The sequence below is a fragment of the Planktophila warneckei (SeqCode) genome (assembly GCF_965234675.1).
Classification (GTDB): domain Bacteria; phylum Actinomycetota; class Actinomycetes; order Nanopelagicales; family Nanopelagicaceae; genus Planktophila; species Planktophila warneckei.
Genome location: NZ_OZ248350.1, coordinates 1,280,143 through 1,293,151 on the forward strand (window position 1 = coordinate 1,280,143; position 13,009 = coordinate 1,293,151).

18 protein-coding genes are annotated in these 13,009 nt (G+C 46.5%); 3 read left to right on the top strand and 15 right to left on the bottom strand.

Annotated elements, in window-relative coordinates:
* Nucleotides 1–3 precede the first annotated feature (3 nt).
* Nucleotides 4–486 (bottom strand): CarD family transcriptional regulator, encoded by a 483-nt coding sequence (locus AC8GFU_RS06640; protein ID WP_445821849.1) that lies wholly within the window; start codon nucleotides 484–486, stop codon nucleotides 4–6.
* A gap of 106 nt (nucleotides 487–592) precedes the next feature.
* Between AC8GFU_RS06640 and AC8GFU_RS06645 the strand changes: the two genes are divergently transcribed.
* Complete coding sequence (locus tag AC8GFU_RS06645) at nucleotides 593–1,069, top strand: hypothetical protein (RefSeq protein WP_506626355.1); 477 nt, start codon at nucleotides 593–595, stop codon at nucleotides 1,067–1,069.
* Here the strand turns inward: AC8GFU_RS06645 and AC8GFU_RS06650 are convergent, their stop codons facing one another.
* Genes AC8GFU_RS06650 through AC8GFU_RS06695 form a run of 10 tightly spaced genes read right to left on the bottom strand, consistent with a single transcriptional unit; the run spans nucleotide 1,070 to nucleotide 7,406 of the window.
* Nucleotides 1,070–1,819 (bottom strand): phosphoglyceromutase, encoded by a 750-nt coding sequence (locus AC8GFU_RS06650; RefSeq protein WP_506626356.1) that lies wholly within the window; start codon nucleotides 1,817–1,819, stop codon nucleotides 1,070–1,072. It abuts the gene before it with no gap.
* A gap of 28 nt (nucleotides 1,820–1,847) precedes the next feature.
* The gene (locus AC8GFU_RS06655) at nucleotides 1,848–2,330 is read right to left on the bottom strand and encodes a type III secretion system chaperone family protein (protein WP_506626357.1); all 483 of its coding nucleotides are present in this window, start codon (nucleotides 2,328–2,330) and stop codon (nucleotides 1,848–1,850) included.
* A complete protein-coding gene (mshA, locus tag AC8GFU_RS06660; protein ID WP_506626358.1) occupies nucleotides 2,331–3,578 on the bottom strand; it encodes a D-inositol-3-phosphate glycosyltransferase in 1,248 nt (415 codons plus the stop codon).
* Nucleotides 3,579–3,598: 20 nt separating this feature from the next.
* Nucleotides 3,599–4,510 (bottom strand): asparaginase, encoded by a 912-nt coding sequence (locus AC8GFU_RS06665; RefSeq protein ID WP_506626359.1) that lies wholly within the window; start codon nucleotides 4,508–4,510, stop codon nucleotides 3,599–3,601.
* Nucleotides 4,511–5,011: a heme-binding beta-barrel domain-containing protein gene (locus AC8GFU_RS06670; protein ID WP_506626360.1), complete on the bottom strand. Its 501-nt coding sequence runs from the start codon at nucleotides 5,009–5,011 to the stop codon at nucleotides 4,511–4,513. It abuts the gene before it with no gap.
* A complete protein-coding gene (locus AC8GFU_RS06675; RefSeq protein WP_506626361.1) occupies nucleotides 5,011–5,139 on the bottom strand; it encodes a hypothetical protein in 129 nt (42 codons plus the stop codon). The genes AC8GFU_RS06670 and AC8GFU_RS06675 overlap by 1 nt, the downstream gene beginning before the upstream one ends.
* A 16-nt stretch (nucleotides 5,140–5,155) precedes the next feature.
* Nucleotides 5,156–6,055 (bottom strand): CAF17-like 4Fe-4S cluster assembly/insertion protein YgfZ, encoded by a 900-nt coding sequence (ygfZ, locus tag AC8GFU_RS06680; protein WP_506626362.1) that lies wholly within the window; start codon nucleotides 6,053–6,055, stop codon nucleotides 5,156–5,158.
* A gap of 15 nt (nucleotides 6,056–6,070) precedes the next feature.
* On the bottom strand, nucleotides 6,071–6,481 hold the full coding sequence (locus AC8GFU_RS06685) for a Fur family transcriptional regulator (protein ID WP_506626363.1): 411 nt from the start codon (nucleotides 6,479–6,481) through the stop codon (nucleotides 6,071–6,073).
* 17 nt (nucleotides 6,482–6,498) lie between these two features.
* Nucleotides 6,499–6,942, bottom strand: a complete 444-nt coding sequence (locus AC8GFU_RS06690; RefSeq protein WP_506626364.1) for a DUF4395 domain-containing protein — start codon at nucleotides 6,940–6,942, stop codon at nucleotides 6,499–6,501.
* 56 nt (nucleotides 6,943–6,998) lie between these two features.
* On the bottom strand, nucleotides 6,999–7,406 hold the full coding sequence (locus AC8GFU_RS06695) for a thioredoxin family protein (protein ID WP_506626365.1): 408 nt from the start codon (nucleotides 7,404–7,406) through the stop codon (nucleotides 6,999–7,001).
* Between the two features lie 17 nt (nucleotides 7,407–7,423).
* Here AC8GFU_RS06695 and AC8GFU_RS06700 point away from each other — a divergent pair, with 17 nt between their 5' ends.
* Both AC8GFU_RS06700 and AC8GFU_RS06705 read left to right on the top strand, forming a co-directional pair.
* A complete protein-coding gene (locus AC8GFU_RS06700) occupies nucleotides 7,424–8,104 on the top strand; it encodes a winged helix-turn-helix transcriptional regulator (RefSeq protein ID WP_506626366.1) in 681 nt (226 codons plus the stop codon).
* Between the two features lie 2 nt (nucleotides 8,105–8,106).
* Nucleotides 8,107–8,583 carry a GNAT family N-acetyltransferase gene (locus AC8GFU_RS06705; protein ID WP_506626367.1) on the top strand — a complete coding sequence of 159 codons (477 nt, stop codon included), beginning with the start codon at nucleotides 8,107–8,109 and terminating at the stop codon, nucleotides 8,581–8,583.
* On the opposite strand, the gene AC8GFU_RS06710 is transcribed toward AC8GFU_RS06705, so the two are convergent.
* The 4 genes from AC8GFU_RS06710 to AC8GFU_RS06725 form a co-directional block, all read right to left on the bottom strand.
* Entirely contained in the window at nucleotides 8,580–9,713 is a 1,134-nt protein-coding gene (locus tag AC8GFU_RS06710) for a hypothetical protein (RefSeq protein ID WP_506626368.1), read from the bottom strand. The genes AC8GFU_RS06705 and AC8GFU_RS06710 overlap by 4 nt on opposite strands.
* Nucleotides 9,710–10,933 carry a hypothetical protein gene (locus tag AC8GFU_RS06715; RefSeq protein ID WP_506626369.1) on the bottom strand — a complete coding sequence of 408 codons (1,224 nt, stop codon included), beginning with the start codon at nucleotides 10,931–10,933 and terminating at the stop codon, nucleotides 9,710–9,712. The genes AC8GFU_RS06710 and AC8GFU_RS06715 overlap by 4 nt, the downstream gene beginning before the upstream one ends.
* A 75-nt stretch (nucleotides 10,934–11,008) precedes the next feature.
* A complete protein-coding gene (locus tag AC8GFU_RS06720) occupies nucleotides 11,009–11,500 on the bottom strand; it encodes a hypothetical protein (protein WP_506626370.1) in 492 nt (163 codons plus the stop codon).
* A gap of 129 nt (nucleotides 11,501–11,629) precedes the next feature.
* Nucleotides 11,630–12,985 (bottom strand): transaminase, encoded by a 1,356-nt coding sequence (locus tag AC8GFU_RS06725; protein WP_506626371.1) that lies wholly within the window; start codon nucleotides 12,983–12,985, stop codon nucleotides 11,630–11,632.
* Nucleotides 12,986–13,009 lie beyond the last annotated feature (24 nt).

Here is a 13,009-nt window from a genome sequence, read left to right on the forward strand (position 1 = left end):
AAATTAAGAAGCTAGAACCTCGTCAAGGATTACTGCAGCCTTTTCTTCATCAGTGCGCTCTGCAAGAGCTAGCTCTGACACAAGGATCTGCTTCGCCTTGGCGAGCATACGCTTTTCACCAGCTGATAGGCCACGATCTAGATCGCGACGGTAAAGATCGCGAACAACTTCGGCAACCTTAATAACATCACCTGATGCAAGCTTTTCAAGATTAGCTTTGTAGCGACGAGACCAGTTTGTTGGCTCTTCTGTGTATGGCTGACGCAATACGCTGAATACGCGATCTAGGCCAGCTGAATCAACAACATCACGAACGCCCACTAGATCAACATTGTCTGCAGGAACGCGGACAGTTAGATCTCCTTGAGCAACCTTCAACACTAGGTAGGTCTTTTCTTCACCCTTGATCACACGAGTTTCAATAGCTTCGATTAATGCAGCCCCGTGGTGAGGATAAACAACGGTTTCGCCGACCTTAAATGTCATGTGATGCCCTTCGCTAGAGGGTCAATTCTACCAGCATTATTTACTTCAGGAAACCTCGAATAAGTAGCGTCCTACACTGCTAATTTGATGTGAGACAATTACGCCTATGCGTCGCACACTTTCAGCAGTTGTAATTACAGCATTAGCCGTCTCATTAACTGGATGCGGAGCTGGTAACAACGCTTCAACGCGCCAAGTACGACAAGTAACAGATGGTGTTGAAGCGTCAATTACTAAAGATGGCAATGACATCAAGATTGTTAACCTGCTTGTAGTTGCTGCAGGTGGCGGAAACGCAGTTTTAGTCGGAACCGTTGTTAATAACGCCGATAAAGAGGATGCACTACTAGGTGTAGCGATTAATGGAACAACAGCTACCTACACAGGCAACAATGTTTTGCCAAAGAACACACCAATTATTTTTGAAGGCCCAAGCGCAAACGCTAAGGCTGTATTAGGTGGCTTTGGTGCACCTGCTGGCTCACGTGTGAAGGTTGGCTTGTTCTTCGCACATGCTGGTGCTGTAACTGTTGATGCAATTGTTCGCGATACTCGCGACGATTACGCAAACGTTACGCCCTAATTACTTCTTACCCTGATTCGCAACAGCTGCAATAGCTTCCTTTGCTGCCTCTGGATCTAGATACTCGCCACCCTTTACAACTGGCTTAAAGTTTTCATCTAGCTTGTAGTACAGCGGAATTCCTGTAGGAATGTTTAATCCTGCGATATCAGCATCACTAATTCCATCAAGGTGCTTTACCAATGCACGCAATGAGTTTCCGTGAGCTGTTACCAATACACGCTTTCCAGCTTTGAGATCAGGCACGATCGCTTCATCCCAGTAAGGAAGCATGCGGGTGATTACATCCTTCAAGCATTCAGTCTTTGGTGCTGCTGCGCCTAAATCCGCATAGCGTGGGTCTTTTGCCTGGCTAAATTCATCATTGTCATCAATTGCTGGAGGTGGCACATCAAAGCTACGGCGCCATAACTGGAACTGCTCTTCACCGTACTGAGCCAATGTTTGAGCCTTGTCCTTGCCCTGTAACGCGCCGTAATGGCGTTCATTCAGGCGCCATGAACGGTGCACAGGAATCCAGTGACGATCACATGCATCTAAAGCTAACTGCGATGTGTGTATCGCACGACGAAGCAATGAAGTGTGAACTACATCTGGAAGTAATCCGCGCTCGGCCAACATTGAACCACCACGACGGGCTTCTGCTTCTCCCTTGTCAGATAGCCGGACATCCACCCAGCCAGTGAAAAGGTTTTTAGCATTCCATTCAGATTCGCCATGGCGCAGAAGTACGAGTTCGAAGTTAGTCATGGCTGCAGTCTAAACCAAATGTTGCTGGTTACATCAAATGCTTGAAGGCATCTAAATTGGCCAAGGATTCTCCGCGTGAGACTCTCCAGGCCCATTCGCGGCGAATTGCATTTGCAAAGCCAAGTTCAAGAAGTGGGTTAAATGAGTTATCGCTGTACTGCAAGACAGATCCAATAAGACGATCCAGCTCGCGATCTGTGACAGCAAAAAGTGGCAGGCGACCAACTAAGAAAATATCCCCTAATTCATTTGTTGCAAATGCGATTCCGTACATACCGGCATTCTTTGACATGCACCAAGCGTGAACAGCTGCAGCGTTGTCATCGGGTTTGCGAATAACAAAGGCGTTGATGCTTAAAGAATGATCTCCAACAATTAGCGCACAATGTGTTTGTAACTTCTTTTCACCTGGAAGTGATACTAAAAATGTATTGTCATCATTGCGTTCATATTCAAGATCATGTGAATCTAGAAACTCTTCAATTGTGATGCGTGGGTCGATCGCAGCCATTTACGCTTCCATTGACTTGCGTACGGCACCGATCACTTGATCGTAAATATCTAGCGTTCCGCGGGCCGTTGCATCCCAACCGAAGTGCGATGCGTGTTCGATTGCTCCCATTGAAAGCAGTACGCGACGCTGTGGTTCTTGCAGCAGACGTGCAATAACAGATGACCACGCCTTTGGATCATGTCCATCAACTAATACACCTGAAATACCGTCAGCAACCGCTGTACGCAGCCCACCAACAGCAGTTGCTACAACTGGTGTTCCGCAGGCTTGTGCTTCAAGGGCCACTAAACCAAAGCTTTCGCTGTAGCTAGGCACAATAACTAAATCTGCTGCGCGATACCACTGTGGTAATTCAGCACGGGATACAGGTGGTGCAAAGCGCACAACATCATCGATGCCAAGCCAGTTTGTTAACTCTTTCAGGCGATCGACCTCTTCGGTGTTTGCACCTGATGCTCCACCAATTACGTTAACAATTAACTTGTGGCGAAGCAGCGGTGAGTGCTTTACCAATTCGCTAGTTGCACGTATTAAAACTTCTGGACCCTTATGTGGCTGAATGCGACCAACAAAGGAAACAACGATTGCATCGTGTGGCAGACCTACTTCTGCTCGTGATGCGCTGCGGCTTTCTCCTGGTGTGAAGGTGTACAGATCTACACCTGGGCTAACAACATGCACGATATCCGGACATGCGTCATACAGAGATACCAGGCTTGCACCTTCGGCATCAGTATTTGCAATCAAAGCATCTGCAGCAGCCACAACCTGAGTTTCACCTTGAACACGGATCATTGGTTCAGGTGTTTCACCTTCAGCTAAGTTCAAATTCTTAACGCGCGCCATGGTGTGCATGGTGTGCACCAAAGGTATTCCAAGCTCTTTAGCTGCTTGCATCGCAACCTTGCCTGAAATCCAGTAATGCGAATGAATAACATCGTAATTATCTGTTTTTAAAATCCGCAGAAACTCTTTTGAAAGACCAGCGATATGTGCCGGCAGTTGTTCCTTTGTCAGGCTGCCGTGACCACAATCAATATGACGAACTCGAACACCTGGAGAAATTTCAACGATGTCCGCTTGTGATGCATCGGTGCGACGGGTGAAGATGTCTACCTTCACGCCCATTGCGGCCATGCGTTGTGCTGATTCCAAAACATAAATATTCATGCCGCCAGCATCGCCAATACCTGGTTGATCCAGGGGCGAGGTATGCACCATTACAGTTGCAATGCGGCCGTTCATATTGTTAAGGGTACGCGTGATCAGAAGGTTGCGCGAATGGTGCCGATTGGCTGACCTGCACCGAGCGTTACAACAGGTACTTCATGCGCATCTACGCCAAAGTGAGCAAGGGCTGCTGCTGTGATTGCAGGCATTGCGCGTTGATTACCATCGCTGATCTTGATTGCAAGTGTGCGGCCATCAGGCAAAGAAGCAACATTTATTGCCTCTGCCCCATCCTTCATAAATAAACCAGGGATGTTTTGCATCATGCGCGTAGCAAGACGACCAGGACCAGAAACCATTTCAGGAAAGTCACGGCAAGCCTGCGCAACTGATTGATGAACAGGATCTGCGCTAATTGTTAATGCACGAACTGCGCGAGCAAGACCTAATAATGAAAATAGGAACAACGGTGCACCGCATCCATCAACACTTGTTAGCGCAACTTTTTCACCGCTCATATTTTCAACTTCAGCTTTGATTGCAAGCTGCAGAGGATGGGTTGGATCTAAGTAAGAATCTGTTGGCCAGCCATTAATTACGCAGGTTGCAAGCATTCCTGCATGCTTTCCACTGCAGTTCATCGCAAGTCGTGTTGGTTCAGATGTGCGACGAAGTTCCTCATCCAATGGACGATCAAGAATGCACTTTAAGGAATGTTCATCTAAACCAGCTTTAGCCAGAATCGCCTGTGCGCCTTGCTGATGCATCGGAGTACCTGCATGTGAAGCACAAACCAAGGCCAACAATCGTGGCTCGATCTCTAGTCCAGCTCGCACCATTGCAGCTGCCTGAATTGATTTAAGAGATGAGCGTGAATAAATATTTAAAGTCGGATCGCCCTTTTGAAAAAGGATTGATCCATCAGCGTTTAGTAGTACTAGGTGACCTGCGTGAACAGATTCAACTTCTTCGCTGCGAGTTACTTCGGCTAATACTTCACCCAACATTTATTCAGACTGACGTTCTAGTGAAGACCAGATGTGCGCCTGAAGTTCATGTCCATTTGTTGCCATGTCGTAGGCGTAGAAAAGTTCGCCTTCAACAAGTCCGTATAAACGCACACCAGCTGTAACCACCTTTGCAGATGGTGCTGAATACCCTTGATCCAAAACTAATTGGATCTTTGGACCATCAAACTGACCAACCCAGCCTTCAGAAATACCGGTGTTGTGAGAAATCAAAACTTCCAAAACATTGTTTGGCTTAATGCGCCAAAAACCAGCTTCGGATGCTGCTGGGCGAATGATTTCGCCTTCGGCATCGATGATCCAAGAACGTGAAAAGTAATTAAGGAAGTTACGACCATCATGGTTAAAGACAACTTCGCTAGCGAATTCAAATGGCTCGATGCCTGGATACTCGCCGCGACCTTTTCCACGCCATGTTCCAACGATCCACGCCAATGGATTCAAGTCTGGATGCAAACCTTCAGGGATTGTAAAAGCCATTAGCGACGCTGCCTCCAGTTAGTAATACGTCGCGCTTGTGATTGGCGACCTTTAAACGCATAAATAATTAGCGCTACACCTAAAGCTATGGCAACAAGGCCAAGGATTATCGAGGTGAACAGCTCCATGGGCTAAGAATAGCGGTTAAACGATTACCTCTTGATTTGCTGGAATTCCATCGACCTTTAAGGTCGCATCAGTTGGAGTATTGCGCTTAACAATTGCCAGCGCGATTGTTCCTAATTCATGGTGACGGGCCACTGTGCCAACAAAGCCCACAACAACGCCATCATTTTCAATCTTTGTACCCGCTACTGGAAAACCAACATCGCTGCCATCAAGGTGCAGCATTACTAAACGACGTGGTGGATTTCCTAAGTTAAAGATCTTTGCCACTGTTTCTTGGCCGCGGTAGCAACCCTTTTTCATATGTACCGCAGTGTTTAAAACACCTAATTCATTAGGGATTGATTTGTGGTCTGTTTCAAAGCCAATACGTGGGCGGCCTGCAGCAACGCGTTCTGCATCTAGCGCCCAGGTGCCAACTTGTGTTGCTACTCCACCAAAAGTTTGCTTCATCTGATCAACTTCATCGCGCGGTACCAAAGCAAATGGTCCACCGATTGAATCTGCTGCTCCTGGTGCACGAAGCACAACAAACTCGCTGCTTGCATCGCGAACATCGACGCGCAGCATGAACTTCATTTTTGTTAAATACTCAACAAGTTTTTCAACGTAGCCAGGATCTAAAACCAAATATGTGGTTGTGCCATCATCAACTAAGTTAAATTGAAATTCCACATGTCCTTGCGCATCCAAAATCAGCGAAGGCATCCATGCACCAGGTTGAAGATCGCTAACAAACTGAGTTGTTAAATCATGCAGCCATTGCAAACGATCAGCGCCAGATACGGCAACGATATTCAAGTGTGAAAGATCGGCCCACGCAGTTCCTGCTTCTAGTGCGCGTTGTTCTTTGGTTGGTTCGCCGAAATGCCACACAGCACCCTTATCGGGACCATCTTCAACTAGAACGGCGCTCATGCGCCCAATCTACTACTAGGGCTTAACGCATGCAGCGCAGGTGCCATAGATCGCAAAGTGCGTGACATCTGTTTTAAAGCCGTAATCATCAGCCAATGTATTAACAAAGTTAGCTGCAACCTCGATAGGTGCATCGCCTACTGATCCACATGTTCCGCAGACCAAGTGCAGATGAGTTAACTCTTCAGCTGCGTGATATGTCGCACCACCATGACCCAAGTGTGTGTGCTGAACTAAGCCAACATTTTCAAGGGTTTCAAGGTTGCGGTACACAGTTGAAAGGTTGATTCCAGGATGTGTTTCGCGGACCTTTTCTGCAACCTCTTCGGGTGTTGCATGTCCAAGTGCGCGCACTGCAGACAGCACTAATTCGCGCTGTGGTGTTAAGCGCAATCCCTTTTCATGTAATTCATGCTTGTTAGCCATAAGAGAACTGTACCGCCTTAGTTCTTACGAGCGCGAAGTAGAAGTAGGTAAATCTCGCATCCAAGGCAGAAGTTAAAGGCTGCGTTCAGGAACGCTGCGCCTAGCGCAAAGGCAACCGCGATTGTGAAGAGAAGATCCACGCCAGTTGTAGCTCCTGCGATTGCAACCAATGCAAAGAGCAAGCCAACACTCTGCGCGAATTGTGGTGGACGAACATCCTCTGCAGGAACTTCGCCCTTAAGACGTGGCTTCACAAAAGTTTTGTAGATGAATGCCTGAGGTGTGAACTGAGGACCTTTGAATGCACCGATCGCAAATGCAATTGCTTGCGCAACGATGAACCACACATTGTTAGTTGCAAGTGCAGCAGCTAGAACAAAGGTTGTGATGACCGCACCAAAACGTGGGCCGCGTGCATCAATGATTGTTGTGAATTTCTTTGCATCAATTACCTGAGTCATGTGAGAACTCTAAAGTTGTTACAGCAGATAAGCGAGTTGCGAGTTATTCGCACTTACTATCTGATTGCAGAGATAGCAGCTAATACTTGATCGCGCTTTGGTGCACCAACAGCACGGCCCACTTCGTTGCCAGCGGCGTTAATAAACAAAGTTGTTGGGGTGCTGCGGATATCTAACTGACGTACCAATTCCAAATGGCTTTCCGCATCTAGTTCGACATGTGCCACATCGCCCATATCTGCCGTGACATCTTCAATCAGCAAACGAGTAGCCCGGCATGGGCCGCAGAAGGCTGATGAGAACTGCAGCAGAGTGGCTCGTGAGCCCAGATCCGCCCCGATCATCGCTGGAGTAATTAATCCCTTGTCTGATTTCACGACAACCTTGCCTCGGGTGTTCTTATGCCAGAAGCCGTATCCACTGGCTAAGACCAGCACGATCACAATTGGAAGCAGAGATTTCACAGGGGTAGTCTGTACCAATGGCGAGAGTTCTTCTACTTACGAACACTCTTGGCGCTAGCGCAGAGGTGCTTCCTGCACTTGGTTTGCTGCAGCATCAAGTTCGCATCTTGCCTGCCGAAGCTAGCGTTCTAGTTGATGCTCCTGAGTTAGATCTTCTGATGATTGATGCACGTCGCGATCTACCTGCTGCGAAATCATTAACAAAACTTTTAACCTCTACAGGTGTTGGTTGCCCAATCATTGCAATCACAACTGAAGGTGGATTAACCGCAGTAAACGCCGACTGGGGAATTGATGATGTCATTCTCGATACAGCAGGTCCTGCAGAAGTTGATGCACGTATTCGCATTGCACTTGGAAAGCATGCAATTGAAATGGTTGCATCAGATCCACATGCAGGAGAAATTCGCACCGGTGAAGTTGTTATTGATGAAACCACTTACACCGCTCGCCTAAAGGGCAATGTTCTTGATTTAACTTTTAAAGAGTTTGAATTACTGAAGTATTTAGCTCAGCATCCTGGTCGCGTATTTACTCGTGCTCAACTGCTTCAAGAGATCTGGGGCTACGACTACTTCGGTGGAACTCGCACAGTAGATGTTCACATTCGTCGCCTTCGCTCAAAGCTTGGTCCTGAGTTTGAAGCGATCATCGGCACCGTCCGAAATGTTGGATACCGCTTTACCGTTGACGCTTAACAATGCGCCACATACTTAAACTGCATCGCGATTTAGATACTAATTCGCTTCCACAAGCAGACCACGATTACACAATCGAAACCTTTGATCCTGCTCTTCACAAACAACAATGGCTTGATTTAAACAATCACGTCTTTGCTCATCACCCAGATCAAGGTAATTGGGCAATGGAAGACTTAGATAACCGCATGGCAGAACCCTGGTTTGATCCAAAGGGTTTCTTTTTGGCCACAGAAAACGGCGTTATTGAAGGCTTTGTGTGGACCAAGATCCACCAGGACCTGATTCACCATGATCCAGTGGGCGAGCTATATGTTGTTGGAACCCACCCAGATCACGCTGGAAAAGGCATTGCCCGAGCCCTATCTGTGGCAGCGATCAATTACCTTGTAAATAAAGGACTTAAGCACGCGATTTTGTATGTCGATGCCGACAATGACAAGGGTTTGAAGCTGTATGACTCGTTAGGGTTTAACTAAGAAGTTTCTCTAGAAATAGCTTTCGCAATTAATTTAACGCCCTCTTCCCATGACACGCCAAAGACCTTTTCAAAGGCTTGTTTGTAGCTCAATCCGCTTGCTACAAGTTTGAATTGTTCAAGAAGAGATTCCGGTCCTGCCACGGCAACCATCATCTCAGACACAAGCATTCCGATGTCGTAGACCCTTTGCAGTGGATATGAATCCCATGAACTCCAATTTGTTCCAAGCGATGGCGCATCTAAAAACTTAATTAGATCTTCTTCCCGGAAACTCTTTTGATATTGGAGTTGCGTAAGAAGGCTTCCCTTAGCGCCAAGATACTTAGTGAAATCATTTGAATAGACAGAGGCCATTTCAACGAATGAAGCAGATCCTTCAACGAGCCAGCGAGGCATCATCGCGTTACTTCTTCCGTTACCCGTGAATTGCGCGTTCTGATAGCCATGGAAAAATTCATGCGCTTCCATAGTTCCACTATTAAAATGGCGATCTGACTTCTTGTAATCCGCAGATGTAATGAGCAGAACAGTAGTTCCTGTTACTGAATTCGTTACAGCTGATGCGCTCTCACAGAGACTTGCGCTCTGACAATGTTTCTTTACTTCTCCACTTGTGTCGTATCCAGCTGTTTCACCAATATAGGCAGAAAAATTGACTTCGGCCCACTTCACATCTTGAAAGTTGTAATAAATGATGACGAATTCTTTGGTTAATTCATAACTTGGAAACATCTTTGAGACCAAGCCGGTTGGGATTTGAGGAACTTCATAAATTGGATTTGTATTCGGTCCGACTAGAAAAGTAAATAGAAGTTTCTTCGATGGTGACTTGGAAATCGTCTCTGCGCTCTTTTTGAAGGCCCAACTAGGCACTTGGCTGTAATTTGCTAACGCCTCCGCAATGGTCTTTGGAGCGGTGGCTTTAACAACCGTCACCCCCTTGTTCCAGAGGAGCTTCTTCCCGCTCTTAATACATGTGTATTTCTTGCCATTTGCCGTTGAAGTGACTCCTACTTTCTTGCAGCTATCCCCCGCTTTGACCGCTGAATGTGCACTTGGCATTGTTATGAGTGAAGCAAGAATTACTGATGCAGCCAACTTGGACAAAAAGTGTCTCAGCATAGTCATTTTCCGAAGGTAAAGATCTTCGACACCGACTTAGCCAAAATTGGCGCTGCTTCTGCCCATGTAATTCCATAAACCTTTGCAAATGCTTCTTCGAAAGTAGCACCGTTAGAGACCTGCACGATTACCTCCATAGGTGAATCGATGCCCTTTAGTGCGACAAGGCTCTCGATTGTGTAATAACCAATTGTGTACACATAACCGAACATTTCAGCGTTGTACTTACCTGGCATTAATGATGCATAGAAACGCTCGATGTTTTCAGGTTCAAAGCTCTTAATTTCAGAGTTTGGATAGGTAATTAACCAATCTTTACGATTCTTTTGGTACTCCTCAAGTGTCTTTGCAGAACCTGTAATTCCTGCAATGTGTGCATGGCCTTCAATAAACCAATTTGGAAGGTAGCCAAAGTTACGATCATCTTTTTGCTTTCCAATGAACTGCATCGCTTGCGCAATATGTGTGTACTCGTGAATTTCGAGACCGCCACCTGTGTGATAGGTATCTGTTTGCGCTCCGGGCTCAGTAACTCCATATTGTGAAAATCCAACTGTATTAGAAGCTTTTCCTGCGCTAGCTCCGTTGCAACGGGCTAGAGATGTGCATGAGCCATCAATTTCTTGAACACGATTAGGTTGATTTAGCTCGACAAGTTTTGCTTTAGCCCAATCTTTATCTTGGAATCGGTAATAGACACCGAAGAAACTTTGAGGCTGGTTGAAACCAGCAAAAAGTCGCGTTGCATTCTCGAAAATTTCTTTGACATTTGGATTTGGCACTGTCGTGTTCGGACCCGTATATATGTCTTGTCGCACGGGAACGGCAGCCGACTTCTTAATTTTTTCATTAGCCGAATTCCATGCCGCAATGCCTACCCCTTCGAAATTTCCATACAACTCTGCAAATGAGGTAGGTAATACAACCGGGACGGGAGTTGGCGTTGGAGTGGGGGCCACTGTCGGGGTTGGCGTAGGGGTTGGCGTAGGAGTTGCCTCCGGTGTTGGATAAGGAGTTGGTGTAATTGTTGGAACAGGTTTTGCGATTGCGACACCCTTGTTCCATACCAACTTCTTGCCACTCTTAATACATGTGTACTTCTTGCCTGAATAAGTTGAAGTTGCGCCAAGTTTTGTACAGGTAGCTCCCGCTTTAACAACAGCGAACGCATTAAATGGAAACAGGAAAAGAGCGATAACTAGCAGAACCCCGAAAGCTCTCTTCATACAATGATTTTAAGACAGATACATGACATACATCAAGATATACATGGTCATAATCAGGTGAGGTTCCAGTTAACTCTATTTTCCAAGTGCCTCAATAAACCACAGCAAAACCTCTTTTTCGTCATCAAATTCATCAGCGCCTTCAAAGTCATAGTGTGCGACGCGATTTCTGATTTTATGGATTATAAATATTCGCTCCTGAACCGCTTCAAAACTACTGCGCGAAATTGCATCATCGAGTCCGGAAAAAACCTCATGAGCCACAGGGGTCCAGAGACGTGTGTAATTGCGGCTCACAAATAGATTTCGCCAGAATAAGAATGGAAGATAAATCTCAAGTCCATCGATTTTTCCATTATTTTGATTGATGGCACGCATGAGAAAGTTATTGAATTGACGCTCCTCAGGTATTACTGCAAACCACTCTCCGCGATTTTTTCGTTTTGCGATATTACGGAGAGTCATAATCATCTTTCGCCGTAATCTAACTTCGATCACGCCTACTAAATAGTAAAGAACACCATAGTCATTTAACCGAACAAGAAACTCTTTGTCATTTTTCTTCATGACCCCATCTTCAAATTTGGGTCTGACAAAAGAAAAATGTTATTCACATGTCAGTACGTTGTTGTATGCTTTTCTCGTAGGCCCAAGAGAGATCACTGGCGAAAGCTAAATCGCTTGGGCCGTTATCTTTTATGCAGGATTAATGAGCTCCGCGCACATCTTATGAAACGCCTTGGTATGAGCATCGACATCGGCCGCGGTTGTATCCGGGCACATCAACGCCATGTTGTGAAACGGCGTGATCAAGAAGCCATCATTCAACATACGCAAATGGATGTACTGCTCTAATTCAAAGTCCCCGGCGTTGTTGGCATCGGCACCCGTTACTGGCGCGACCTTGCCGAACATATATTCACCACGTGCACCTAAACGATTTACCGTCCATGGCAGATCAAACTCATCAATCGCAGCATCTACACCATCTGACCAACGGGTTCCTAAATCAATCATGCGATCAAAGTTTGCTTGAGTTAGTACCTGCGTCAATGTCGCACGCATCGCAGCTAATGACAACGCATTTCCTGCCAGCGTTCCACCGACTCCACCGGTATCGATGATTTCTAATTCAACCATCGATTTGATCTTGTCTGCGATCGCTTGAGTCATTCCAAATGTTCCCGTTGGAATTCCGCCACCGATTGCTTTACCGATTGTTAGGAAATCTGGCTTCAATCCGCGATCCGCTGTCATTCCACCAGGACCTACTGAAATAGTGTGGGTCTCATCGATAATCAAAATCGTGCCGTACTTCTTTGCTAATTCAGCAACCGCTTCAAGGTAACCAGCTTGTGGCAACACAATTCCAACGTTGGTCATTGCAGGCTCCATCAAGATCGCTGCAACATCTCCGTGTGCCAACGCCTTTTCCATGCCAGCAATATCGTTGAACTCAACAACTCGTGTGGTCTGATCCAACGCAACAGGTGCACCGATATTTCCTTCGCGGGCTACTGTATTTCCAGCAGAATCCAGCGTTGCAAAGGTTTCATCTACAGAACCGTGGTAGCAACGATCAATCACAACAATCTTTGAGCGCCCTGTAATCATTCGGCTATAGCGAATAACGTGACGGTTGGCGTCAGTTGCTGACACTGTAAATTGCCACAGCGGCAAACCAAAGCGGGCCGCTAATTCGGCCGACACAATTGCAGCATCTGCAGTTGGAAGCATCGCGGTAATTCCCTTACCTGCCTGCTCGCGAATAGCAGCCACAGTTGCATCTGGCGAATGGCCTGTCATCGACCCTGTGTCACCTAAACAAAAATCGATGTAGGTATTTCCATCAACATCGGTAAAGCGCGCACCTTTAGCCTCTTGTACAAAAACCGGATACGCACCAGGCCACTTAGCCATCCATGACATTGGAACTCCGCCAGGCATATTTGCTTGGCCCGCTTTAAACATCTCACCACTCTTTGGGTGCAGCTTTAAAAAGCGTTCATCTTCGATTTTACGTAATGCAGCTAAACGGTCGCGATTAATCATGCAACCATCTTATCTTTGAAACCC

Excerpts from the sequence above, each read along its gene's own strand:
- AC8GFU_RS06655 (WP_506626357.1), bottom strand. The coding sequence starts at position 2,330 with ATGGCTGCGATCGACCCACGCATCACAATTGAAGAGTTTCTAGATTCA.
- AC8GFU_RS06720 (WP_506626370.1), bottom strand. The coding sequence starts at position 11,500 with ATGAAGAAAAATGACAAAGAGTTTCTTGTTCGGTTAAATGACTATGGT.
- AC8GFU_RS06645 (WP_506626355.1), top strand. The coding sequence starts at position 593 with ATGCGTCGCACACTTTCAGCAGTTGTAATTACAGCATTAGCCGTCTCA.
- AC8GFU_RS06650 (WP_506626356.1), bottom strand. The coding sequence starts at position 1,819 with ATGACTAACTTCGAACTCGTACTTCTGCGCCATGGCGAATCTGAATGG.
- AC8GFU_RS06670 (WP_506626360.1), bottom strand. The coding sequence starts at position 5,011 with ATGGCTTTTACAATCCCTGAAGGTTTGCATCCAGACTTGAATCCATTG.
- ygfZ (WP_506626362.1), bottom strand. The coding sequence starts at position 6,055 with ATGAGCGCCGTTCTAGTTGAAGATGGTCCCGATAAGGGTGCTGTGTGG.
- AC8GFU_RS06715 (WP_506626369.1), bottom strand. The coding sequence starts at position 10,933 with ATGAAGAGAGCTTTCGGGGTTCTGCTAGTTATCGCTCTTTTCCTGTTT.
- AC8GFU_RS06640 (WP_445821849.1), bottom strand. The coding sequence starts at position 486 with ATGACATTTAAGGTCGGCGAAACCGTTGTTTATCCTCACCACGGGGCT.
- AC8GFU_RS06665 (WP_506626359.1), bottom strand. The coding sequence starts at position 4,510 with ATGTTGGGTGAAGTATTAGCCGAAGTAACTCGCAGCGAAGAAGTTGAA.
- AC8GFU_RS06705 (WP_506626367.1), top strand. The coding sequence starts at position 8,107 with ATGCGCCACATACTTAAACTGCATCGCGATTTAGATACTAATTCGCTT.
- AC8GFU_RS06725 (WP_506626371.1), bottom strand. The coding sequence starts at position 12,985 with ATGATTAATCGCGACCGTTTAGCTGCATTACGTAAAATCGAAGATGAA.
- AC8GFU_RS06700 (WP_506626366.1), top strand. The coding sequence starts at position 7,424 with ATGGCGAGAGTTCTTCTACTTACGAACACTCTTGGCGCTAGCGCAGAG.
- AC8GFU_RS06675 (WP_506626361.1), bottom strand. The coding sequence starts at position 5,139 with ATGGAGCTGTTCACCTCGATAATCCTTGGCCTTGTTGCCATAGCTTTA.
- mshA (WP_506626358.1), bottom strand. The coding sequence starts at position 3,578 with ATGAACGGCCGCATTGCAACTGTAATGGTGCATACCTCGCCCCTGGAT.
- AC8GFU_RS06710 (WP_506626368.1), bottom strand. The coding sequence starts at position 9,713 with ATGACTATGCTGAGACACTTTTTGTCCAAGTTGGCTGCATCAGTAATT.
- AC8GFU_RS06690 (WP_506626364.1), bottom strand. The coding sequence starts at position 6,942 with ATGACTCAGGTAATTGATGCAAAGAAATTCACAACAATCATTGATGCA.
- AC8GFU_RS06685 (WP_506626363.1), bottom strand. The coding sequence starts at position 6,481 with ATGGCTAACAAGCATGAATTACATGAAAAGGGATTGCGCTTAACACCA.